General features: G+C 67.0%; 23 protein-coding genes and 2 pseudogenes. 13 read left to right on the top strand and 12 right to left on the bottom strand.

What is annotated here, in order from left to right; genetic code table 11:
- A pseudogene (locus ACFYWM_RS43795) lies at window positions 1-85 on the top strand (IS5/IS1182 family transposase); the annotation flags it as partial.
- A 116-nt stretch (window positions 86-201) separates the two neighbouring features.
- Here the strand turns inward: ACFYWM_RS43795 and ACFYWM_RS43790 are convergent.
- From ACFYWM_RS43790 to ACFYWM_RS43775, 4 genes are all read right to left on the bottom strand, one after another.
- Window positions 202-441: a hypothetical protein gene (locus tag ACFYWM_RS43790; protein WP_389927551.1), complete on the bottom strand. Its 240-nt coding sequence runs from the start codon at window positions 439-441 to the stop codon at window positions 202-204.
- A 102-nt stretch (window positions 442-543) separates the two neighbouring features.
- Window positions 544-789, bottom strand: a complete 246-nt coding sequence (locus ACFYWM_RS43785) for a hypothetical protein (RefSeq protein ID WP_389927548.1) — start codon at window positions 787-789, stop codon at window positions 544-546.
- Between the two features lie 45 nt (window positions 790-834).
- Entirely contained in the window at window positions 835-1,488 is a 654-nt protein-coding gene (locus ACFYWM_RS43780) for a response regulator (RefSeq protein WP_389927546.1), read from the bottom strand.
- Entirely contained in the window at window positions 1,463-2,614 is a 1,152-nt protein-coding gene (locus ACFYWM_RS43775) for a sensor histidine kinase (RefSeq protein ID WP_389927543.1), read from the bottom strand. Before ACFYWM_RS43775 ends, ACFYWM_RS43780 begins: the two co-directional genes overlap by 26 nt.
- 168 nt (window positions 2,615-2,782) lie before the next feature.
- Between ACFYWM_RS43775 and ACFYWM_RS43770 the strand changes: the two genes are divergently transcribed.
- Together ACFYWM_RS43770 and ACFYWM_RS43765 are read left to right on the top strand one after the other, a co-directional pair.
- Window positions 2,783-4,645 (top strand): serine hydrolase domain-containing protein, encoded by a 1,863-nt coding sequence (locus ACFYWM_RS43770; RefSeq protein ID WP_389927540.1) that lies wholly within the window; start codon window positions 2,783-2,785, stop codon window positions 4,643-4,645.
- Between the two features lie 213 nt (window positions 4,646-4,858).
- Complete coding sequence (locus ACFYWM_RS43765) at window positions 4,859-5,347, top strand: hypothetical protein (RefSeq protein ID WP_389927537.1); 489 nt, start codon at window positions 4,859-4,861, stop codon at window positions 5,345-5,347.
- Between the two features lie 409 nt (window positions 5,348-5,756).
- On the opposite strand, the gene ACFYWM_RS43760 is transcribed toward ACFYWM_RS43765, so the two are convergent.
- From ACFYWM_RS43760 to ACFYWM_RS43745, 4 genes are all read right to left on the bottom strand, one after another.
- Window positions 5,757-6,278, bottom strand: a complete 522-nt coding sequence (locus tag ACFYWM_RS43760) for a hypothetical protein (protein ID WP_389927534.1) — start codon at window positions 6,276-6,278, stop codon at window positions 5,757-5,759.
- Between the two features lie 445 nt (window positions 6,279-6,723).
- On the bottom strand, window positions 6,724-7,575 hold the full coding sequence (locus ACFYWM_RS43755) for an SgcJ/EcaC family oxidoreductase (protein WP_389927531.1): 852 nt from the start codon (window positions 7,573-7,575) through the stop codon (window positions 6,724-6,726).
- A 63-nt stretch (window positions 7,576-7,638) separates the two neighbouring features.
- On the bottom strand, window positions 7,639-8,655 hold the full coding sequence (locus ACFYWM_RS43750; protein WP_389927528.1) for a sigma-70 family RNA polymerase sigma factor: 1,017 nt from the start codon (window positions 8,653-8,655) through the stop codon (window positions 7,639-7,641).
- A gap of 590 nt (window positions 8,656-9,245) precedes the next feature.
- Window positions 9,246-10,016: a GntR family transcriptional regulator gene (locus ACFYWM_RS43745; RefSeq protein ID WP_389927525.1), complete on the bottom strand. Its 771-nt coding sequence runs from the start codon at window positions 10,014-10,016 to the stop codon at window positions 9,246-9,248.
- Between the two features lie 93 nt (window positions 10,017-10,109).
- On the opposite strand from ACFYWM_RS43745, the gene ACFYWM_RS43740 reads away from it, so the two are divergent.
- The 3 genes from ACFYWM_RS43740 to ACFYWM_RS43730 are packed head-to-tail and all read left to right on the top strand — an operon-like array spanning window position 10,110 to window position 10,941.
- Window positions 10,110-10,481 carry a hypothetical protein gene (locus tag ACFYWM_RS43740; RefSeq protein WP_389927523.1) on the top strand — a complete coding sequence of 124 codons (372 nt, stop codon included), beginning with the start codon at window positions 10,110-10,112 and terminating at the stop codon, window positions 10,479-10,481.
- Window positions 10,478-10,732 carry a hypothetical protein gene (locus tag ACFYWM_RS43735; RefSeq protein WP_344899299.1) on the top strand — a complete coding sequence of 85 codons (255 nt, stop codon included), beginning with the start codon at window positions 10,478-10,480 and terminating at the stop codon, window positions 10,730-10,732. Before ACFYWM_RS43740 ends, ACFYWM_RS43735 begins: the two co-directional genes overlap by 4 nt.
- A complete protein-coding gene (locus tag ACFYWM_RS43730) occupies window positions 10,729-10,941 on the top strand; it encodes a hypothetical protein (RefSeq protein WP_389927520.1) in 213 nt (70 codons plus the stop codon). The genes ACFYWM_RS43735 and ACFYWM_RS43730 overlap by 4 nt, the downstream gene beginning before the upstream one ends.
- Window positions 10,942-11,816: 875 nt before the next feature.
- Here the strand turns inward: ACFYWM_RS43730 and ACFYWM_RS43725 are convergent.
- The 4 genes and pseudogenes from ACFYWM_RS43725 to ACFYWM_RS43710 all read right to left on the bottom strand — a co-directional run.
- Window positions 11,817-12,119: pseudogene (locus ACFYWM_RS43725) on the bottom strand (transposase); the annotation flags it as partial.
- A 121-nt stretch (window positions 12,120-12,240) separates the two neighbouring features.
- Complete coding sequence (locus ACFYWM_RS43720) at window positions 12,241-13,101, bottom strand: hypothetical protein (protein WP_389927517.1); 861 nt, start codon at window positions 13,099-13,101, stop codon at window positions 12,241-12,243.
- A 774-nt stretch (window positions 13,102-13,875) separates the two neighbouring features.
- Complete coding sequence (locus ACFYWM_RS43715; RefSeq protein WP_389927515.1) at window positions 13,876-14,562, bottom strand: HAD family hydrolase; 687 nt, start codon at window positions 14,560-14,562, stop codon at window positions 13,876-13,878.
- Window positions 14,559-15,401 (bottom strand): GntR family transcriptional regulator, encoded by an 843-nt coding sequence (locus ACFYWM_RS43710; RefSeq protein ID WP_389927512.1) that lies wholly within the window; start codon window positions 15,399-15,401, stop codon window positions 14,559-14,561. The genes ACFYWM_RS43715 and ACFYWM_RS43710 overlap by 4 nt, the downstream gene beginning before the upstream one ends.
- A 136-nt stretch (window positions 15,402-15,537) precedes the next feature.
- Between ACFYWM_RS43710 and ACFYWM_RS43705 the strand changes: the two genes are divergently transcribed.
- From ACFYWM_RS43705 to ACFYWM_RS43675, 7 genes are all read left to right on the top strand, one after another.
- A complete protein-coding gene (locus ACFYWM_RS43705) occupies window positions 15,538-15,867 on the top strand; it encodes a hypothetical protein (RefSeq protein ID WP_344899307.1) in 330 nt (109 codons plus the stop codon).
- A gap of 93 nt (window positions 15,868-15,960) precedes the next feature.
- Entirely contained in the window at window positions 15,961-17,298 is a 1,338-nt protein-coding gene (locus ACFYWM_RS43700; protein ID WP_389927509.1) for an FtsK/SpoIIIE domain-containing protein, read from the top strand.
- Window positions 17,299-17,382: 84 nt separating this feature from the next.
- On the top strand, window positions 17,383-18,051 hold the full coding sequence (locus tag ACFYWM_RS43695) for a DUF2637 domain-containing protein (RefSeq protein ID WP_389927507.1): 669 nt from the start codon (window positions 17,383-17,385) through the stop codon (window positions 18,049-18,051).
- 20 nt (window positions 18,052-18,071) lie between these two features.
- Window positions 18,072-18,485 (top strand): hypothetical protein, encoded by a 414-nt coding sequence (locus tag ACFYWM_RS43690; protein WP_389927505.1) that lies wholly within the window; start codon window positions 18,072-18,074, stop codon window positions 18,483-18,485.
- Window positions 18,482-18,640 carry a hypothetical protein gene (locus ACFYWM_RS43685; RefSeq protein WP_389927502.1) on the top strand — a complete coding sequence of 53 codons (159 nt, stop codon included), beginning with the start codon at window positions 18,482-18,484 and terminating at the stop codon, window positions 18,638-18,640. The genes ACFYWM_RS43690 and ACFYWM_RS43685 overlap by 4 nt, the downstream gene beginning before the upstream one ends.
- Window positions 18,637-18,762 carry a hypothetical protein gene (locus ACFYWM_RS43680; protein ID WP_389927500.1) on the top strand — a complete coding sequence of 42 codons (126 nt, stop codon included), beginning with the start codon at window positions 18,637-18,639 and terminating at the stop codon, window positions 18,760-18,762. Before ACFYWM_RS43685 ends, ACFYWM_RS43680 begins: the two co-directional genes overlap by 4 nt.
- A gap of 217 nt (window positions 18,763-18,979) precedes the next feature.
- The gene (locus ACFYWM_RS43675; RefSeq protein WP_389927497.1) at window positions 18,980-20,173 is read left to right on the top strand and encodes a replication initiator; all 1,194 of its coding nucleotides are present in this window, start codon (window positions 18,980-18,982) and stop codon (window positions 20,171-20,173) included.
- Window positions 20,174-20,229: the final 56 nt, after the last annotated feature.

The raw sequence follows: 20,229 nt of genomic DNA, 5'->3' as shown, positions 1-20,229 counted from the left end.
GCGCTACGAGCGCCGGGCCGACCACTTCGCATCCTTCGTCGCCATCGCCGCAGCCCTCATTTGCTACCGCCGACTCACCAAATGAGTCATGGTCTTAGTTAGTCACCCGGCAATGCAGAAGGCCACTTCCGATCTCTCGGAAGTGGCCTCTGAACTGGTGGGGTGTTCACGAGTAGGTCTGGCTTGGGATGGAGCGGGCGCTTACAGATCGCTTCCCGAAATGGAGATGATCGTTTCCCGGAATCCCCGCACGAAGTTGACCTCAACCGAGACTGCCGAAATCCCGGTATCGGGAGCGGACATCCCGTCCACGTCGGCGAAGTCCCGGTAGACCTGCACCGAGAACCCTTCGGTGACGGCGGCGAGGCGGACCGCGGCCGGGTCCGGCGCGACCGCCGCGTCGGATGGCTGATCGGTTCCGGCCTGCAGCAGATCGGGCAAGGGAGGATGGGGTTCGCCGCTGGACCGGGGCGTCCCGAAGAGCGGGGCATCATCGCACCGGAGGCAGTCCTGCCCTCGCTGGAACCTCTTCGACAGTGATGTTCAGTTCTTTCGCGACACCGGCGGCAGCCAGACGCTTGGTACCGCGGCGGCCCCCGAAGTCACCTCTGTCATGCCGATCACCGGATTGCCGGTAGATGTGCTGGCGGAGTTGGTGGCCGAGATCGGGCCGCTGTGGGAGGCCCAACAGCAGGCCGAGCCGCAGGCCAGACCCCGTCCGGCGCGGACGCCCGACACAAGCGGGTCTTCGTTGACCGGCTCCTGGCCACGCTGGTCCACCTGCGCCATGGCGTCACCCATGACGCGCCGGGCTGCCGGCACCTACGGAAATGCTCAGTCCACCAGGCCCGCGCGGTAGGCGGCGATGGCCACCTGTACCCGGTTGGTGACGACGAGTTTGTCGAACAGGTGAGACATGTGGCTTTTGACGGTTGCCTCGCTCATGTGCAGGCTGGCCGCGATCTCGGTGTTGGAGCGGCCGAGCCCCACCTCGGTGAGCACCTCCCGCTCGCGGCCGGTAAGGGTTTCCAGCCGGGCGAGCGCGTCACGGCGACGCCGGATGGGCACGTCGGTTGTGACCCGGTGGATCAGCCGCCGGGTCACCCGCGGGGACAGCATCGCGTCACCGCTGTGCGCGAGGCGTACGGCACGGATCAGATCGTGCGGCGAGGTGTCCTTGAGGAGGAATCCGCAGGCCCCGGCCTCCAGGGCGGTGAAGACGTGCTCGTCGCTGTCGAACGTGGTGAGGATCACGACCGCGGGCGCACGGGCGAGCCGGCGGATGGCCTCGGTGGCGGCGAGGCCGTCGGTCCGCGGCATCCTGATGTCCATCAGGATGACGTCCGGCCCCAGGCGGTGCACGGCGTCGATCGCCTCGTCCCCGTCCGCGGCCTCCCCCACGACCTCCACGTCGGGCGCGGATTCGAGGATGAACCGCAGTCCGGCGCGGATCAGCGATTCGTCATCCACCAGCAGCGTCCTGATCATGTGTGTCCCTCGTGGATGCGTCCCACGGCAACCGGCCCTCGAGACGCCAGCCTCCCGCATCGCCGGACGCGCCGCGTACCGTTCCGCCGATCAGCCGGAAACGTTCTGCCAGGCCCACGAGACCGGCCCGGGCGCCGGAAGGGCGCGCGGCCGGCCGGAGCGATCGCTCGTTGGTGACCGTGATCGTGACGCCGTCCTCCGGGCTCCCGGTCACGGAGACGGTGACGGGTGCTCCGGGGGCGTGCTTGTGCGCGTTGGTCAGCCCCTCCTGTACGAGCCGATAGGCGGCCCGGGCGGTCGCCGCCGGCAACGTGCCGAGGTCGCCGTGCAGCGTGACGGCGTTGCCGGCCGACGTCCAGGACTCCACCAGTCGCCGCAGGTCGGGAAACGTGTCGTCATGTCCGGCCCGCAATACGCCCACGATCTTCCGCAGCTCTTCGAGGGCCTCCTGCGCGGTGACCCGGATCAGCGCCGCCTCCCGCTCGATCCGTGCCGGTTCCGCGCCGGAGTTGACCTCCAGCCCGCCGGCGTGCAGCGAGATGAGGGTGACCTTGTGCGCGAGCACGTCGTGCATCTCCCGTGCGATTCGGCCGCGTTCGGCGGCCTTCGCCTGTTCGTCGCGCAGGTGCCGTTCGGTCTCGGCGCGCTCCGCGCGCTCCCGCAGTGACCTGGTGAGCTCGCGGCGGGTGGCGGTGTACCCGCCGGCCACCAGAACGGCGGCGGTGGCGGCCATCGCGGAGAGCAGCGCGTCCGTGCCGAAGCTGCCGTCCTCGACCCACTGCTGCGCCAGGAATCCCGCCACGCCGATCGCCGCCAGCGCCGCGAACCGCGGGCCCAGCCGCGCCCCCGCGCCGGAGAACAGGCCGATCAGCAGCGGCCCGGGGTTGCCCGACAGCGCGTACGCACCCGCCCCGATGGCGGTGACCGCGGTCGGCCACCGATCGCGGAACCACACGGCACCCGCGGCGACCAGCCCGGCGCCCGCGATGACCACGCGCGGCAGCGGCGCCCACGGCACCTTGACCGCCAGAATGGCCAGGAACAGGCAGAACGCCACGGAGACCGCGTTGATCGCGTGCGGGCCGAGCGTGACGACCCGCCGCAGCGCGTTCCGGTACGTCACCATCGGCCCAGCGTAGCCAGGGCGGCGGCGCGTCACCTCCTGCGAACGTCGATGCCGTCCGTCCGAAAATCTCCGACTTTAGTGTGATGCGACCATGGTCGTGATGGCGATGCGGCCGCGCCCTCGCCGGCGGCACCGTTGATGACTCCCGACAACGTCAGGAGTCACGCCGTGTGGCCAGTCGCCCTTCCCCGCCTGCTGCTCATCGCCGCGCTGTCGCTGGTGGCCGTCTGGCCGCCTGCCGCGGCGGCGGCCTCGGCACGCATTCCGGACACCCGTCAACTGGCGGACTTCTTCGACGCCGCCATACCGAGAGGACTGGCGGCCAACCACGTGCCGGGCGCGGTGGTCTCCGTGGTGGGCGCCGGGAAAACCCTCTTCAGCAAGGGGTACGGCCTGGCCGACCGAGAGAACGGGACACCGTTCGACTCCGGCACCTCGTTGGTGCGGATCGCCTCGATCACCAAACTGTTCACCTGGACCGCGGTGCTGCAACAGGTGCAGCGGGGCAGGCTCGACCTGCACGCGGACGTGAACCGCTACCTCACCACATTCCGCGTCCCCGCGACGTACCCCCAGCCGATCACGCTGGCGCAGCTGATGAACCACACCGCCGGGTTCGAGGACAGCGCCATCGGCGTGGGCGCGCGACGCAAGGCCGACGTGCCGCCTCTGGGCACGTATCTCGCCGAGCACATGCCGGCGCGGATACGCCCGCCCGGAGAGGTGTCGGCCTACTCGAACTATGGCGCGGCGCTGGCCGGATACATCGTGTCGCAGGTGAGCGGGCAGCCCTACGACCAGTACGTACAGGCCCACATCCTGGATCCGCTCGGCATGCGGCACAGTACGGCCTCCGAGCCGGTCCCCGCCCGCTTGGCCGCGGGCCAGGCACGCAGCTATGACCACGAAGACGGGATGTACCAGCGCAAGCCCTTCGTCTTCGACAACCTCCCGCCCGACGGATCGATCAGCGCCACCGCGAACGACATGGCCCGCTTCATGATCGCCCATCTGGAGAACGGGCCCATCCTCGACGAGCCCACCGCCCGTCTCATGCACCAGCGGTCCTTCGCCGCCGACCCCCGCATCGACGGGTACGCCCACGGGTTCAAGGAGCAGACCGTCAACGGGCATCGCGTGATCATGCACGACGGCAGCTGGGAAGGCTTCCAGAGCGCGCTGCTGCTGGTGCCCAACGCCGATATCGGCCTGTTCGTCTCCACCAACGGCATGGGCGGTATCGATACCGTCACCGAGCTCATACCCGCCTTCTTCGACCGTTTCCTCCCCGGCGACCGCGCCGCGCCCTCCGCCCCTCCCGGCAAGGCGGCCACGCCCGTGGCGGGCTTCTACAAGCCGGCCCGCACCGTCGAGTCGACCATCGAGAAGGTGCTCACCCTCACCGGCTCCTCCCGGCTGCGGGTCGAGGACAGCGGGAAACTCGCCTTCAAGGGCATGACGTGGAGCCCGCTGGCGCCAGGGCTCTATCAGCAGGACGGCGGTTCCCAGCGGCTGGCGTTCGTCACGAACGGCGCCGGCGTCACGTACGCGGCCACCGACGGGCCCGCCTACGAACTCATCCCCTGGTGGGACACCCCTCCGGCCAACCTCATCGTCGTCCTGGTGTTCGCCGTCACCGCCCTGACGGCCGTACTCGGCCTGCCGTCGGCCGCCGCGCTCCGGCGACTGCGGAGACGCCCCGCTCAAACGCCTCGCGCCTGGCGCGCCGGCCGCCTCCTCGCCGGCCTGGCCGGCGCCGTCGGGCTGGTGTTCGTCGTCATGTTCGCGCTGACCCTGACCGGCGACACGAGCATCCTGTACGGCGTGCCGACGACCCTGCGGGTCCTGCTGCTTCTTCCCCCGCTGTTCCTCGCCCTCACCATCGCCGCGATCGCGACCACCGTGATCAGCTGGAGACATCGGCCCATCGGCATCCTGGCCCGCGGCCACCAGGTGACCCTGCTGGCCGGAATGCTGGCCCTCGTCTGGTTCTGCCTGCACTGGAACCTGCTCGGCTGGCAGTTCGGCTGAGTGTCGCCCGCTGACAGACGATCTACCTTCATGATCTCGTCCCGCCGCCACGGCGTTCACGCCTGACCGCCACCACACCAGCCCGTTCTACCGGTGAAAACAGGATGGGGTTTCCTCAATGTCCGGCCGCGGGTCCTTTCCCCTCGGTGACCTGCCCGCGCCTCAACCGCACCCGCCCTACCCCGCCCTACCCCGCCCGCCTCTCCCGCGGCAATGGATCTGACCAACGCTCGTCAGCGCGCCGCCCACCCGGTCGCCAAACCCACGATCCAGCTGCCCGACAACGAGAGAAAACGACTGCTTCCCCTGGCCGAGCTGCCACGCATCTGCCAGAAGTCGACCATCACGCTGCGCCCCGACGACCTCGGCACCAAGGACAAGCTCCGCCAGGACCGGCGCTACCTCACCCCCACCTGGCAGGACGCCTACAAGAGCATCCGAGCCGACACCGAAGGCGTCAACGGCAGGATCAAGGGCCACCACATCGATATCGGCAACCCGATGAACCGGCTCGCGCACGGCCGCGTGGCCCAAACGCTGCTGACGGCGCTCATGGTCTGCCTGGCCAACCAGCACATCCTGCTCAGCCGGCGGCAAACCCACGACCGCACCGAGCAGCCCGCACCTCAGGACACGCCCACGCCTGACGAGCACGACCCCGCCCCGCCCAAGGCAGACAGCAGACCACCACCACGCGAGTGATCCGCCCCGCCACCAGCCGCACCACATCACGACGACCGCTGGGTTTCGCACGCCCACCGGCCGGTCCCACACGCGCTCACAGCGATCCACAACCACCGGCGCCCTCCGCCAGGGCCACCGCACGAGCCAAGATCAGCTCACCCAGCGGCCACAGAGCCTCGGAAACGAGGAAATCCCGCCCGATCAAGCGATCGGACGGGATCTCGTCACCTGTTCCCGAGCTAACTCAAGAACAGCTCCTGGTGGGGTGTTCACGAGTAGGGGTGACCTGCACCGAGTCGGTCATGGTAATGATCTCTTCCCGTAACGAAACTGATCGTTTTCCAACTGTTCGGCGCCTTCAGGTACTGACAGCACTCTGCGCGCGGCACACATCGGCGTGGCACCGGGAGGTCATGCATCATGGGCTTCAGGGTCCGTCGGTCCAGATGTACCAAGGACCCTTGAAGTGTTCATACCCTCCCTCTTCTGGGGCCGGTGCCCGATCCGGGCTGTAGGCGAAGCCGTAGCTCTTCCAATTCATCGTGAGCGAGGTGACCATGAACCTCGCTCCCCCGGGGATCTTCTCCACGTCCTCCACCCAGTACAGGCCCCACCACCGACCGCTTACATAGTCGTCGCGCACCGACCGGGCGTGGCTCTCCAGGCTCGGCTCCGACAGGGCGAAGCGCGCGTGAAGGGGCGCGTCGACCGTGACCAGCAGCACGGTGCCCAGCACGAGTGTGAGCGGGACGAGCATCCAGGGCGCCCGCGCCCGCCGACCCGGACCGAACATCCATGCCCAGGTGATGGCGAGCGCCGACCAGTACAGCGCCAATGCCAGTGCCCAGCAGGACAGGCCGGGAGTGCTCGCTTCAAAGAGCGTCAGGAGCGAGGCGAGTCCGATGGCCCCGGCGAAGAGCAGGGCGAGGGGGTTGCGGGTCAGGCGCATGGGGCAATTTTTCCCGATACCAGGACGGCCTCTCCAGGCACCGGCTCCGCAGGTCCCAAACCAGGGCAAACCCGATTCGGAAACCCCTGAAACGACAAGATCCCGCCTGATCGCGATGATCAGACGGGATCCCGTCAACCTCAGTCCAGCCGTTTCGAGAACGGCCCCTCCTGGTGGAGATGAGGGGATTCGAACCCCTGACCCCTTCGATGCGAACACTGGTAGGACGTGCCGGACCGGCTCATCGGATGACGTCCGATGCCGTCAGGTGCCACGTCAGTGCCGTCTGATGATCTCGGCCGAGCCCTGGTATCAGCGGGTTCGCTGACTTTTCACTGACTCCGGCCGGCCTTCACTGATCATGAGTCCATCCTGGCCCTGGCCGCTCAGCCAAAGTCCGTGGCCCCTTCCCTGTGGAAGGTGAACGCATCGACATGACGAGGTCTCACAGACGCGAGTCGGTCTCCGCCTCACCGGCGCCCGGGTCGTATGGGACGGAGAGGTGCTGATGGATCATCACCCAGGCGCCGTCCCGCCGCTCGAACACGCGGGTCCCCCGTGACCAGCTGCTGAGAAACCGGCCGTCGGCCTGCTTGATCCGGACGTGGTTGAGCCCCCAGGCGACCGCCAGATCCTCCCGGGCCATCACCTTCAGGTCAGGGATGTCCCATCTGACGGCGACGCCGGGCGCACCGAGGTTGCGTCGGCAGACCTCCCGCACGGCCTCGGCCCCGAGATACCGGAGGGGCTCCTCGTGCTCGTAGGACACGACGTCGTCGGCGACGGCGGCCATCATGCCGTCCAGGTCCCTCGCGGCGGTGGCTTCGAACCACCTTCGGTGCAGCCGGCGCACTTCCTGTTCGGCGCCGCCGTCTCGATCGGCGTCGGCGGCCTCTGTCGGCTCGGCGATCGGGAACGAGTGGTGCTCGTGGGCGATCACCCACCGGCCCCCCTGCCTGCGCAACCCAAACGTCAGCCGTAGCCGGTTCTCCGGGTTCCCGGCGAACTGCTCCGGGGTGCCGCATCGCAGCAGGGCGTGAGCGAAGGCGACGTCGCCGCCCGCGACGACGTCCAGCGTCTCGATCTCGAAGACGGCGCCCTGTGCCTGCCAGCGGAAGAAGGCCGGCCACGTCCGGCGGTAGGACTCGATGCCGCGCACCCCCTCGTAGGGGGGTGGCACGTCAAACATCACGATGTCGTCGGCGTGGTCGGCGACCACCCCGTCCATGTCACCGCGGTGAACCGCCTCGGTCCAGCGCTCGATCAGGTCACGGATCTGTTCTTCGTCGGTGGGCATGAACCCCTGGTCCCTTCGGATCGGTACTCCCGTCAGGACTACAACCCGCACGCGTCTGGAAATTCATCGCAAATCGCCGTACCGCTTCTCCTCCAGTTCCGATGGCAGGCCGAACGTCGGGAGATCCGCGTCCAGGAACGAGACCACCTCGGCGATCCGAGTGCCGCGCAAAGCGAGCAGGTCCAGGCCCGCCGCGACGTAGACGGCTCGACGCTCGTCCCACATGTAGGTACCGAAGGCCAGTTGCCCGTTCGCCCGGGCGGGCAGGAAGCGCCAGCGTCGCTTCGGCACCGCCTCGGTCAAGAACCCGCGGACGTCGATGTGACCCGCGTACCAGGTCGCCAACGGCGGCATCGAGTATCTGGCGTCCTCCGTCAACATCGCCACGATGGCATCGACGTCCGCGGCCTTCCAGGCCGCCGCGTACTTCCGGGCCAGTTCCCGCCGCTTCGCTTCGCCCAACACGTCCAGCGTCCGCCGCTGGGTGGTCTCCGGGAGCAGAGCCGCCATGACCTTACGGGCCCGTTGCAGGGCGCTGTTGACCGCCGCGACCGTGCTCTCCAACGTGTCGGCGGTCTCCCGGGCGGTGTAGCCCAGGACATCACGCAATACCAGGACCGCCCGTTGCGGGCCGGACAGATGCTGCAGGGCGGCGACGAACGCCAGCTCCACGCTCTCCCGCGCGACCGCCCGGTCTTCCGGGACCTGCTCCGCCGTCCACCCCATCAAACGGTCGGGGTACGGTTCCAGCCAGGTCGCCTCGGCTTGCGGCGCTCCCGCCGGACTCAGATCCGCAGGCAGTTCACGCCGTCCCCGCCGTTCGATGAGCGTCAGCGACCGGTTCGTCGCGATCTTGTACAGCCACGGCCGGATCGACCCGCGATCCTCGAACCGCTCCAGGTTGCGCCACGCCCGATCCATCGTCTCCTGCACCGCGTCCTCCGCGTCGTGGACCGAACCCAGCATCCGGTAGCAGTACGCGCGCAACTCGTCCCGCAGCGGCCCCACCAGGCATCCGAAAGCGGCATCGTCTCCGGCCCGAGCCGCGGCCAGCAGCTCCGTCGCACCACGCTCGTCCACCCACCCAGACCCGAACCGCATCCGCCGTCCCGTCCCGTCCCGTCCCGTCCCGACGCGGGCCAGGCTACGTCGACCCACCGACACTCGATCAGGAACGGGGCCGACCGGGAGATGGCGTCGTGTGCGGGTCCACGGATCCGAACGGAACGACGCCACGCCACGCAGCTGAAAACCCCTGCACCACGTCCGGGACGCAACTCGCGGAAGGCAGGAAACCTGTTCGATGACCTGGCGGCTCGCCACCACGCTGAGTAAGACGGCTGGCAGGCCACAACCACTCCGTGAGGCATAAGTCACCCAGAAGATCGAAAGGGCCGCTCCCGACTACCGGGAACGGCCCTTGACCTTGGTGGAGATGAGGGGATTCGAACCCCTGACCCCTTCGATGCGAAGCCAAGTCATCCGGCCTGAGACCTTGGCCTATGCGCTACTTGAGCTGCGGAGACAGTCTCTCGCCGTCCGTGGTCGTCCGGCCCTGTCCGTGGCCGTTGTCACCCAGTTGGTCACTCGGTTCTCTGCGGGTCGACTCCCCCGGTGTGCCATGAAGCTCCCGCCCTGGAACAGAGTGACGGCACACCCCTCGTGACCGGTCATCCGCTGGTGCGTTCGCCTACCGGGCCGGAGTACCCGAGTTGCGAGGTCTCCGCCGGGACCACGATGTCGGCGACCTCGACCGGCCGGCCATCGGCGAGATAGGCACGCTGAATCGTCAGCACGATGGACCCCGGCGAGATACCGAGGCGCTTGGCCTCTCCTGGAAGAGCGGCGCGTGCGCCGACATCTTCGACCCAGTCATCGACGATCACGCCGATCTCGGCCATCCGATGCGTCACCCCGTGGCCGGCCAGCGGCCCGTCCTCCGGCATCGCCACGATCGTGCCTCTGGTCAACTGCAAAGGCTCGTAGGAATCCGACAGCATCCAGACCTGACCGTCAGCTCGGAAGACGTACCGGGTGTGCATGACGTCATCGCGATCGTCTTCGGGCTCGTCGAGAGCGAGCCGGGCACGCACTTCGGGCGACGCGCGCACCGTGGCGGACTCGAACTCCCAGCTTCCGGCCCTCGCCTGCTCAAGCATGCTCGCGGCGAACGGTGAGCCGGTCTTCCGCTCTCGATACCAGGAACGAGGAATCCTCCGTACCGGTTGGCGCTCCCTCACGAAGGTGCCCGCGCCGGGGCGTGAGATGACATGCCCTTCCTGGGCCAACTGGCGGATCGCCTCGCGGATGACGCCCTCGGCTACACCGTGCTCGGCGGCCAGGTCCTGGCGCGCGGGCAAGCGGGTTCCCGCGGGAAGTTCGCCGGTGACGATTTGCCGCCGGATGAGGGCGACGAGCTGAAGGTACCTGGGCTGATCCACTTCACCAGGTTGACATCCGGATATCCGGCTTGCAAGCTGGACATCCGACTAGTGAGCCGGATAGCCGGATCACTCTTCCCCTGGTGGTGACCCATGTCGACCTACTCACAGGACTACGCGCCGTTGCCCGGCAGCGTCGACGCAGCCGTGCAGCACGCTCGCACCATCGCCAAGCAACACCAGCCCGACCGCACCGACGACGCCGCACAGGTGGTGCACGCGATGGTCTCCGACTCCCTCACCCGAACCGAACAGGGCAGCACCATCCGCCTCATCACGACCGTCGCGCCGAATTGCATCCGCTTCGAAGTCCGCGACCCGAACACCCAGAAGCCAGGTACGCCCACACCCTCGGATGTATGGCGGCTGGTGTCCGCACTCGCTGACCGGTACGGATCTCGCGGTACCCGAGACACCCACATGTCATGGGCCGAGCTGTACGTCCGACAGGTGGCACCCGTATGACCCTCGTGCTGCCAGACCCGAGTCTGCCAATCGACGACGCCGAGTGGCTGAAGATTCTCACCGAAGCCTTTCCGTCCTGGAGCTTCTGGCACAGTCCCGCCGGCTACTGGAGAGGCACCCACCACCAAGAGCTGACCGAGGAACAGGCCGCTCCTGAGTCTCCGTTTCTGCGCACCGTGGAAGCCAACACAGCGCGAGAACTGGCGACCGAGCTCGCCCGGCAGGAAATCCTCCGGGGAGCACCGGCATGAGCTTAGATTTCGGCACGCCTCACGCGGTCTGCGACCACTGCGGCCACGACCTTGAGCGGAGGTCCGGGCTGGACGGGATCGTCTACCTGGACTGGCTCCTAGATCCGAAGCTCGACCGAGCTGCCTGCGAGACCAGCCCAACCAAGCGGCACGCACCCCGAGGTGAGGCGCCCATGAGCGTCCGCCAGGAGATCGGCGAGCCCCTGTAATCCCCCGGCTGCCGGTGCCCGTCATAGCGGCGGCAGCCGGGCCAGACCCCCGCGAGCGGGTGCGCGCAGGCACTCGCCCGTGGGGACCGTGGTCCCGCTCCAACCTGGAGGGGGGAGCCGTTCCGAAGGGTGGGACGGCATGGGGCGGGACCACCTATTGCGTCCGGCAGGCAGCGACTCCACCGCACCGCCGGACCCCGGACTCTTGCCCTCCTTCCCAAGCCAGGCGAGGGCCCGCCCATACACCGACGAGCGGTGACCCGTTCCACTCTCACCCTCGTCGTCTTCCAGGAATCAAGGATTTCTTTAGCTCATCGGAGATTAGATGCTTTCTCGCATTTCCGTCTTGGGCCGCCTCCGCCCCTGCCTGCGCCTCCATCGGATGAAGATCCGCTTACGCCTCCGCAGAGCCAAGCGGGCGGATGGGGCCATTGAAGAGTTGTTGCAAGAAATCCAGCGGGATCCAGCGAGGGCTATGGAGGCATTGCGGAAGCACTTCCCAAAAGCTGACGATATCTGACGCAGAAGAAGCTGGCGGGGAGGGGAGTCACCCCTCGGCCCGCCCCCGTTACCCGATGGCAAGGGGACCCGTACCGCAGGGCCGCCAGGCCCGAGGAACGGAAGCCCCGCGGCAGCATGACCGTCCGCTTTTCAGCCGGATCAATCACCCTGGTCAGGTAGCGGAGCCTGTGGTCAGAGGGTGATGAGTGGAGCCGAAGTGAGTTTGAATGTGGGGACGCTGCTGTCAGCGCTGCTGTTACCTCAGCTATGGTCACCCGGCGTCGGGGCTTGACGAAGGAGGGCTTCGGCGCTGATCGCCCCAGTCCTGGCTAGCAAGAACCGAAATCTCGATCGTCACGGCCTAACTAATCGTTTCAAAATGAGGTTCGGAGACGGCGCAAGCATATGAGGCTACATGTCAGATCGAGCAGGCCTTGATGGAGATCGGCGCGGTGTTCGTAGCGGATATGTAGCCGTTTGAAGTGGCGTAGCCAGGCGAAGGTCCGCTCGACCACCCAGCGGATGGCACTCAGTCCGAAGCCGTACAGGGTTCCACGGCGGGCGATGACCGGCGTGATGCCGCGCGTGCGCAGGTGGCGGCGGTGGCTGGAGTAGCCGCAGTCGGCGTACAGGCGCCAGGGTGTGCACAGGGGACGGCCACGCACTCCACGGATGGGCGCGCCTCCAGCAGGGGAAGAGGTGGGTCTTCTTCCGGTGGCACGGCTGTCACCAGCCGACACGCCGCTTATTTTAAAACCAGCTGTAAAGCGATTGCTTTCACGATGATCAGAGTTGATCCTAGGGAATGACTATCCTCTGCGATTCTTCTCCAGGCTTCTGCATGAAAATTTCAAACCCGTCAGCCAGGGACTTGTCTATAAATTGAGCGATCAGCACGGCTCTATTAATCGCCTCAATATCACTAAGACCATTCAACCTCTTGATGTCGGCAAGTGCTTTTGTAGCACGCTCCCCAAGAATGACGTTTGGTGCCAATAGTGCCGGTTCCGCCGTGACGACCCGGGCATCCTTCCGATGCGCCACAACCTGTTCACGCTGCCACAAGGAATAGAAGCGAGTCAAGTCTGTTTCGAGGTCTCTGACGGCCCCTTCGCTGGGCTCTTCGCTTTTTAGAGCTACGACTATCGATTTGATGACATCCCATTTTGGGATAGCCAAACGACGCCCGGAAAGAATTTCATGCAAGGTAGATCTCGGCAGCTTAGATAGATCACTAACCACGCGAAGCGACGGCCGACCAGCTCGGATATACAGTTCATTCAATTCGGATATAAGAACAGAATCAGCAACGTTCTCTTTATCGCGAAGATCTACACCTTGCATAGCTTTGTTCCAAAGTGCGTAGAGCCGTTTCATCTCCGACTCCTCGTTCAATGGAATGCCTACTTGGTTACCAAGGCTGACCAGAGCCAAAAGGATATCCCTGACGGCACCCCATCTTGGTCGTGAAGATCGGTTACCCGCGAGCAAGTCGTACAGGGTCGTTTTGGGGATCCCCGATCGCTGCCCTATGACCCCAAGAGACGGAGAGCCAATCCTTTCGCGCAACTCCTGCAGCGCTTGCGCAACTTCAAGGCCTGCAGGGTCCACCTCCTCCGCACTCGATGCCTCCGAGTGGGTCGGCCGATCAGCTTGCATGCTTGCCTCCCTGCGTTCTACAGTGTCCGACATCGTCCGGAACGCATCGATCGGTACGGACGAAGTCGAATATCGCTGCGCTCATGGTATGCCAAGGAAGGCGAGGGTCGTGTACATCAACGTCTGGTGGATCGTCATGGTGGTTGGAGCCGCCTCCGTTGTCTGGCTCGCCTTCCACAATGAACGTTGGTCGAGAGCAATACCAGTTGGGATCGGCTTCGCCGCTCTCATTCTCACGATCATGGCCGTAGAGAGCCGCTTCTGGACGTTCGAAAGCGTACGGTCCTGTCCGGGTAGCACACCTGGGAGCTCACCATCAAATCAGGCAAGGTCGTCGACCTACGATGAGCGTCATCCATGCTGAAGGCGTGATCAGCGCTACACATCTCCGGCAACGCCTCGCAAGCGGCCAGTACAGTTGAGCACTCCTATGAAGAGCAGCAAGAGCGGCCAAGGGCGTGCTTCCAAGTCCGCCAAATTTGTCCGGTTGCGTCCGAGTCGCAAAAACAGACGCCGCTTCCGGCATGTGAGCTCTCTGTCCGGTCAGGGCCGTTACGGAGTCAAGATCAAACAGACTGACTCGCACATCGGTCTGCAACCCTGGCTGCATTCGCCATGGTTGACCAATGCCCGTTCCTGCGTGGGCGGTGCTGGCCGCGACCGGCCGAAGAGCCGCAGCGCGGCCAGCGACCGCCCGACGCGCGCGGGGCGCCGCAGGCGGCACGCGCCTTGATGACGTAGGGAAAGTTTGAACCACGCCGGTTCTGGCTCCAACTACCAATTCGTTCTAACCGCTTGGGCGAGTTCCTGCATGCTGCTGGTCACTGCATCTGCTCCGGCCTCGATGAGCTTCGCTTCCTTTCCAGGCGCGTTCGCGTAAGCGATGCTCAGGGCTCCGGCGTTGGCCGCAGCCTGCATGTCGAAATCGGAGTCTCCGATCAGGACGGTCTCACCCGGCGACACGTTGACCATCTCACAGGCTCGAAGCACCAATCGGGGATGTGGCTTCATCTCAGCCGGATTACCGATCGGCCGGCCGACGACCCCGGCAATTTGCTCCTTCAACTCGACCAGACCAAGGAAAGCCTCGATCGCAGGCCCGGAGTTGTTACTCACGATCACTACGGGCCGATCCACCTCAGCGCAGGCATCAAGGAGTTCCCGCACGCCCGGCGTGATCTCGGCGCAGCCTGCGGCCTCGATCTCGTAGCCAATGAACGCAGCCTCCACCTTGTCGACCAGGCTCGGCGCGAAGAACGCCGTACGGCGCAACACTTTGAGCGGGTCGTCCAGCTCCGCGACGTCCTGGGGAAGCTCCGCTCCCTCGTCTTGGAGCAACTGCTTGAGCCTGGCCGCGACCAGGGGTGCCGGTAGGCCGGCGAAGATGCTGCATACCGGGCCGTCGAAGTCGAGAAGGACGGCGCGGGACCGCCGGAAGATGTCCGTCAGCGTCTCGGTCACAGCTCGATTTCCCGGCTGATCGTGGTCCACATGCTCTCGAACCACGTACGGACCTGGGCGACGTACTGCGACTGCATCGACGAGGCGTCCTCGGTCACCTGGTAGTGGAACAGCACCGCGTCCTTGCCCATGACGTCGTACAGCTCGTGCGGCTCGCCCTTGATCCGCACCGTGTGCTTGACCACCGGGTAGAAGCCGAAGAACACCTGTTCCCGGTTGATCACGTAGAACTTGAACGCCGGGGTCGTCTGATGGACGCGCACCTCGACGGACGCCGACTTCACCAGACCGAGGTCCGCCAGCTCGTGGACGGCGTCCGCGATGGCCTGGGTGCTGCGCTGCTGGATGCGGCGAGCGCGTGCCCGGATCACCGGGTCGTCGCTGAGGTCGTCGGCCCGGCACGGCAGGGACATCGGCTGGTCCATGTCCGGGACCAGGATGCGGATGCTGATGGACTCTGGCGTGAGCCGTCCGAGACGGATCTTGTCCAGCGGCTCCTGGAGCATGCCCTGAAGCGTCTCTCCGGAGAAGCCGGCGAAGTCGATGGCGACGTTGGTCGTCTCGAAGGCGTGCTCGATGTGCGGCCTGAGCTCTACCGGCCGTTCGGTGCGCTCCCGGACGAACACGCCGCTCCCCTGGCGCGACACGATCAGACCCTCGTCCCGTAGCAGGCGGATGGCCTGCTGGACGGTCATGCGCGCTACGCCGTACTGCTTGGCGAGTTCGGTTCCGGAGGGCAGCTTCTCCCCCGGCTCGAACTTCTTCGTCAGGATCGCCGCACGCAGGGCGTTCGCCACCTGCTGGTAGGGCGGGCGCGGGTCGTCAGGGTCAAGGCTCATCACGCAAACCAGTCTAGTTCTCCTAGGTCGCCTAGACCAGTTCTTCTCGAAGGGTTGACATGGCTAGCCATGCTGGTCAACATTGAGCCACAGCCAACCTGACTAGGCAGGTTAGTCAACTCAAGGAGTGATCCACATGCGCAACATCCCCGTCGACCTCTCGGCCCTGGCGTTCATTGTCGCGGGCGAACCCGAGCCCAAGATCGTGGACCGAGCCACCGGCGAGGTCAAGAGAGACGCGGAGGGGCGGGAGCTCTACACCATCCCGCTCCTGCCCAAGCCGAACGACGACCGGCGCAACCCGGTGATCGTGGTGACGTTCCCCAGCGAGACGTTCCCGCAGATCCCCGAAGGCGTACAGGTCGTCCCGGTCGGCCTGGCCGCGTTCTTCTGGTCGATGAACGGCCGCTCCGGTCTCGGCTTCCGCGCCGAGACGATCCGGCCGGCCGCCGTCCGGGCCGCCTGACCTGCCTGATGTGGTGCCCCTGGAGCGGGCTCGCCTGCCAGCACCGCCCGCTCCGGGGCCTCCTCTCGCCTACACGAAAGGACGGTTCTCATTATGTTCGAACGTCTGCTCTGGCTCACCGTGGCCGCGGCTGTGGTCGCCACCCTGCTCCTGTGCTGGCGCAGGTGGCACCGCCCCTCGTTCTGGTTCGTGGTCGGCTATCCGCTCGCCGCGATCACCGTCCGCGCCACCTGGCGCAAGGTCGCCCTCGGCTGCGGGCTCACCAAGAAGCGGCAGCGATTTTGGTTCACCACCGTGCCCGGCCTGATCTCCTCGACCGGCACCGTACGGGTCAGGCGCAGGTTCCAGCGGGTGACGGTGGACACCAAGCCGTGGATGTGGCTCCCGCTGCCGACCCGGCACGGCTGGCGCGTCACCCTTCACACCCTGGAGGGTCAAGTACCCGGCGATTACAGCGCGGCGGCGGAACGGCTGGCGCACTCCTGGGGTGTTCACGCGGTTCGCGTCTCCTCGCCCCGGCCGGGGCGGGTGGTGCTCGCCGTGACCGTCCGGGATCCCCTCGTGCGCATCGACGACCTGCCGCCGTCACCTGACCTGCTCAAGGTCACGGTGGGACGGCTGGAGACTGGGCACCCCTGGGAGATCGATTTCCGTACCGTCCCGCACTGGCTGAACGCCGGGGCCACGCAGTCGGGCAAGTCCAACCTCGCCAACGCGCTGATCGTCGGCCTGGCCCCGCAACCGGTCGCCCTGGTCGGCTTCGACCTCAAGGGCGGTGTGGAGTTCACCCCGTACGCACCCCGACTGTCGGCGCTGGCCACCTCGCGCACCGAGTGCGCCGATCTGCTCGACGACCTGGTTGCGCTGATGGCCGGCCGGATGGAGGCGTGCCGGGATTCCGGGGCGCGCAACGTCTGGCAGTTGGACGACCACGACAGGCCGGCCCCTGTCGTGGTCCTGGTCGACGAGCTGGCCGAGCTGTACCTGATGGCCGATAAGAGCGAGAAAGACGAGATCGCCCGCACGTCCACGGCACTGCTGCGGGTCGCCCAGCTCGGGCGGGCCTTCGGCATCTACCTGTTCTGCTGTGGTCAGCGCATCGGCTCCGACCTCGGTCCCGGCGTCACCGCTCTGCGTGCCCAGTGCTCCGGCCGCGTCTGCCACCGCGTCAACGATCCTGAGACCGCGACCATGACCCTCGGCGACCTCGACCCGGCCGCCCTGGTCTCCGCCCGCGCGATCCCCGCCGAGACGCCCGGCGTCGCGATCGTGGCCGGTCAGGACGGCCAGTGGTACCGCGCTCGTTCCTTCTACGTCTCCGAGGCCACCGCCGAGTACGCCGCCCAGCGGCACGCCCACCTGACCCCGTCGTGGGCCGCGGTCATGGCTCCTCGCGTCGGCGACACCCTGCGGGACCTGCACGTCGCCTGACCTCACCCCCCGGCCTGGTGTGAGCCCTGATCACGCCATGTCCCTACCCGCCCCATGCCCGAATCCGGAAGGAGGTGACTCGCGATGACCAGCAACAAGCCCGGTCGCGTCCGCTCCACGCTGCTGGATTCCGCGCCGGTCGTGGTCCTGGCCGTCATAGCGGCGGTGGGCTCCTTCACCCACATCTCCGAATTGGCGGCCGAACACGGCCAGCACGGCTGGCAGTCCTGGGCCGTCGCGGTGTGCATCGACCTGATGTGCGTCATGGCCGCTCGTGAGCTCCAACGCGACAAGCGCACCGGGCGCCCTCGGCGAGGGCCGATTTCCTGGCCCGCTCTCGTGCTGGCCGGCGGGATCGTGCTCACCCTGGCCGCCAACCTGGCCAGCGCCGAGACCTCGGTCTGGGGATGGATCTGCGCCGCGACACCCGCGGTGGCCTTCCTCGTGGCGGTCTCCATGCTGGAACGTCGCGCCTCCCACCGGCCACCGTCTCCGGTCGTCGACCCGGCCCCGGCGCCCGTCCCCGAGATCGACCCGGTTCCCGTCCCCGCTCCTGACGTCGCCGAGAGCTCTCCGAGCGACCAGCCCGTCCCGTCATCCCCTGCCCTACTCACCTTCGCCCGGCGGCTGGCCGACGAACACAGCGCCAAGCACGGCCGACCCGTCACGGCGGACCTACTCCGAACCCGTATGGGCATCTCCGGCGACCTCGCGGCCGATCTGCTGCGGCAGATCGCAACCGATCCCACCTGACAGAAAGGACTCGGCCCATCATGACCTCACCCGATCTTCCCCACCTGGTGGAGGCGGCTCGCGCCTGGGCACGCGGCTCCTACGCCATGGAGGCCGCCGTGGAGCTGCTGGTCCACCACGGCACCTGGCTGCACCGGAGCGACTTCCTGCGCATGGCGGTGGAGTACGCCCCGGCCGACTACAGCCGGATCCCGCTCGCGGTCATCTCCTGGGACACCCTCCACGCCGCGCTGTGTAACAACCTGCTTCCCTGCTCCAACTCCGAGGCGGCCGTCCTGCGCATCGCGCTCAGCATCGCCGCGGGCCACCCGGTCGACCTCGGCCCGGCCATCACCCGCCTGGACACCGTCAACCTCGCGTACGTCTTGGCCGCCGTGCGGCATGCCGGCGGTGACCGGTCCGCTTGGGCCGTCACCGAACGGGACGCACCATGACCCGGCTCGTCTGCCCCTTCTGCGGATGCTGCGCCCGCTACGGCTGCGAGATCGACGGCGACTCGACCGGCTGCGACCGCCTCGACCCCGCTGATGACACGCCCTGCCCCTGTCCCCGCGCCGAGGAACCCGAGGAAGGAGAAGACCCGCCGTGATCCACACCTACGCATGCGGCACCTGCAACGGCACCGGCTTGGTCAACGACGACGGCGACACCAGCCCCTACCAGGTCGCGGTCACTTGCTCCGACTGCGACGGCACCGGCATCGATATCTGATCGACGACGCCACCACGGGGCGGCTCAAGCCTGGCAGCCCGCCGCTCCGTGGGGCGTTCCCTCCGCTCACTCGCAAAGGAACCACCAGTATGCGCCACCGACCCCGCGCGGATCGCGACTACTGCGACTCCGTCCGCGTCCATCCCGCCCGCTGCGACAGCGACCGAACGACCACCGACAACGGCCCTGGCTTCGAGGGCACTGGAAAGGAGGACGAATGACTGAACAACCCGCTCACATCGGCGACCTCATCGGCCCGGTCATCCGGGACCTGGCTCAGTACTCCGGCCGGGACCTGAACCGCTGGCTTCGCCAGGTCGACCGGCTGCGCGGCTGCTCTGACCCGATCCGCGTGACCGGCGAAGTGTCCACGCTCGACTCGATCACCGGGGAGATCCTGCACCGCTACTCGACCCAGGGCGAGCCTCACGGGCAGTTGCTCGTCCGCTGCGGCAATCGGCGGGCCTCCCGCTGCCCGGCCTGCGCCGAGACCTACCGGGCCGACACCTTCCATTTAATCCGGGCGGGTCTGCTCGGCGGGGACAAGGGAGTGCCGGCCACCGTGAGCACGCACCCGCGTGTCCTGGCCACCCTCACGGCCCCGAGCTTCGGCCCGGTCCACCGTGGTCCCGACAAGCACGGTCAGGCCGATGTCTGCCACCCCCGCCGCAACGGCCCGTCCTGCTTCGAGCGGCATGTCTCCGGTGATCGGCGCATCGGTCAGCCACTCGTCCCCGACACCTACGACTACACCGGCCATGTCCTGTGGAACGCCCACGCAGGTGCGCTGTGGCATCGCTTCGGGATCTACCTCAGGCGGCACCTGGGCACGACGGCCGGACTGACCCGTGCCGAGTTCAGCCGACAGGTCCGGCTGTCCTTCGCCAAGGTCGCCGAGTACCAGGCGCGCGGAATCGTCCACTTCCACGCCGTGGTCCGCCTCGACGGTCGCGCTTCAGAAGGCGAGATCGACGCACCACCGGCCTGGGCCACTGTCGAACTGCTCTCCGAGACCATCGAGTCCGCGGCGAAGGCCGTACGTCTCGACGGCCCCGGCCTGGACGGCGAAGACTCGCAAGAGCTGCGCTGGGGAACAGTCGACGTGCGGCGCATCGAGTCGACCGGCCCGGACGGGTCCGCTCTCCCCGAGGCGGCGGTGGCCGGCTACGTCGCCAAGTACGCCACGAAGGCCGCCGAGACCTCCGGCACCCTCGACCGGCGGGTGAAACGGTCCGACCTCGCCCGACTCGAACAGCAGGGCGTCACCGAGCACGCCGCCCGGCTGATTCGTACGGCATGGCTCCTCGGCGACACCGAGGCTTATCCCAACCTCGCGCCGCTCCGGCTCCGGCAGTGGGCGCACATGCTCGGCTTTCGCGGCCACTTCTCGGATCTGGCAAGATTTTCGTGATGGGTGACGGTGAGTGTTCGCGGTTATGCAAGCAGGACCCGTTTTCGTAAGAGCAA

The organism is Streptosporangium sp. NPDC002721 (genome assembly GCF_042888905.1).
Lineage (GTDB): Bacteria > Actinomycetota > Actinomycetes > Streptosporangiales > Streptosporangiaceae > Streptosporangium.
Note: the sequence above shows the minus strand (reverse complement) of the source record. Positions and strands in the feature narration are given on the sequence as shown.

Excerpts from the sequence above, each read along its gene's own strand:
- ACFYWM_RS43785 (WP_389927548.1), bottom strand. The coding sequence starts at position 789 with ATGGCGCAGGTGGACCAGCGTGGCCAGGAGCCGGTCAACGAAGACCCG.
- ACFYWM_RS43780 (WP_389927546.1), bottom strand. The coding sequence starts at position 1,488 with ATGATCAGGACGCTGCTGGTGGATGACGAATCGCTGATCCGCGCCGGA.
- ACFYWM_RS43775 (WP_389927543.1), bottom strand. The coding sequence starts at position 2,614 with ATGGTGACGTACCGGAACGCGCTGCGGCGGGTCGTCACGCTCGGCCCG.
- ACFYWM_RS43765 (WP_389927537.1), top strand. The coding sequence starts at position 4,859 with ATGGATCTGACCAACGCTCGTCAGCGCGCCGCCCACCCGGTCGCCAAA.
- ACFYWM_RS43760 (WP_389927534.1), bottom strand. The coding sequence starts at position 6,278 with ATGCGCCTGACCCGCAACCCCCTCGCCCTGCTCTTCGCCGGGGCCATC.
- ACFYWM_RS43755 (WP_389927531.1), bottom strand. The coding sequence starts at position 7,575 with ATGCCCACCGACGAAGAACAGATCCGTGACCTGATCGAGCGCTGGACC.
- ACFYWM_RS43740 (WP_389927523.1), top strand. The coding sequence starts at position 10,110 with ATGTCGACCTACTCACAGGACTACGCGCCGTTGCCCGGCAGCGTCGAC.
- ACFYWM_RS43735 (WP_344899299.1), top strand. The coding sequence starts at position 10,478 with ATGACCCTCGTGCTGCCAGACCCGAGTCTGCCAATCGACGACGCCGAG.
- ACFYWM_RS43730 (WP_389927520.1), top strand. The coding sequence starts at position 10,729 with ATGAGCTTAGATTTCGGCACGCCTCACGCGGTCTGCGACCACTGCGGC.
- ACFYWM_RS43720 (WP_389927517.1), bottom strand. The coding sequence starts at position 13,101 with ATGCAAGCTGATCGGCCGACCCACTCGGAGGCATCGAGTGCGGAGGAG.
- ACFYWM_RS43710 (WP_389927512.1), bottom strand. The coding sequence starts at position 15,401 with ATGAGCCTTGACCCTGACGACCCGCGCCCGCCCTACCAGCAGGTGGCG.
- ACFYWM_RS43705 (WP_344899307.1), top strand. The coding sequence starts at position 15,538 with ATGCGCAACATCCCCGTCGACCTCTCGGCCCTGGCGTTCATTGTCGCG.
- ACFYWM_RS43700 (WP_389927509.1), top strand. The coding sequence starts at position 15,961 with ATGTTCGAACGTCTGCTCTGGCTCACCGTGGCCGCGGCTGTGGTCGCC.
- ACFYWM_RS43695 (WP_389927507.1), top strand. The coding sequence starts at position 17,383 with ATGACCAGCAACAAGCCCGGTCGCGTCCGCTCCACGCTGCTGGATTCC.
- ACFYWM_RS43690 (WP_389927505.1), top strand. The coding sequence starts at position 18,072 with ATGACCTCACCCGATCTTCCCCACCTGGTGGAGGCGGCTCGCGCCTGG.
- ACFYWM_RS43685 (WP_389927502.1), top strand. The coding sequence starts at position 18,482 with ATGACCCGGCTCGTCTGCCCCTTCTGCGGATGCTGCGCCCGCTACGGC.
- ACFYWM_RS43675 (WP_389927497.1), top strand. The coding sequence starts at position 18,980 with ATGACTGAACAACCCGCTCACATCGGCGACCTCATCGGCCCGGTCATC.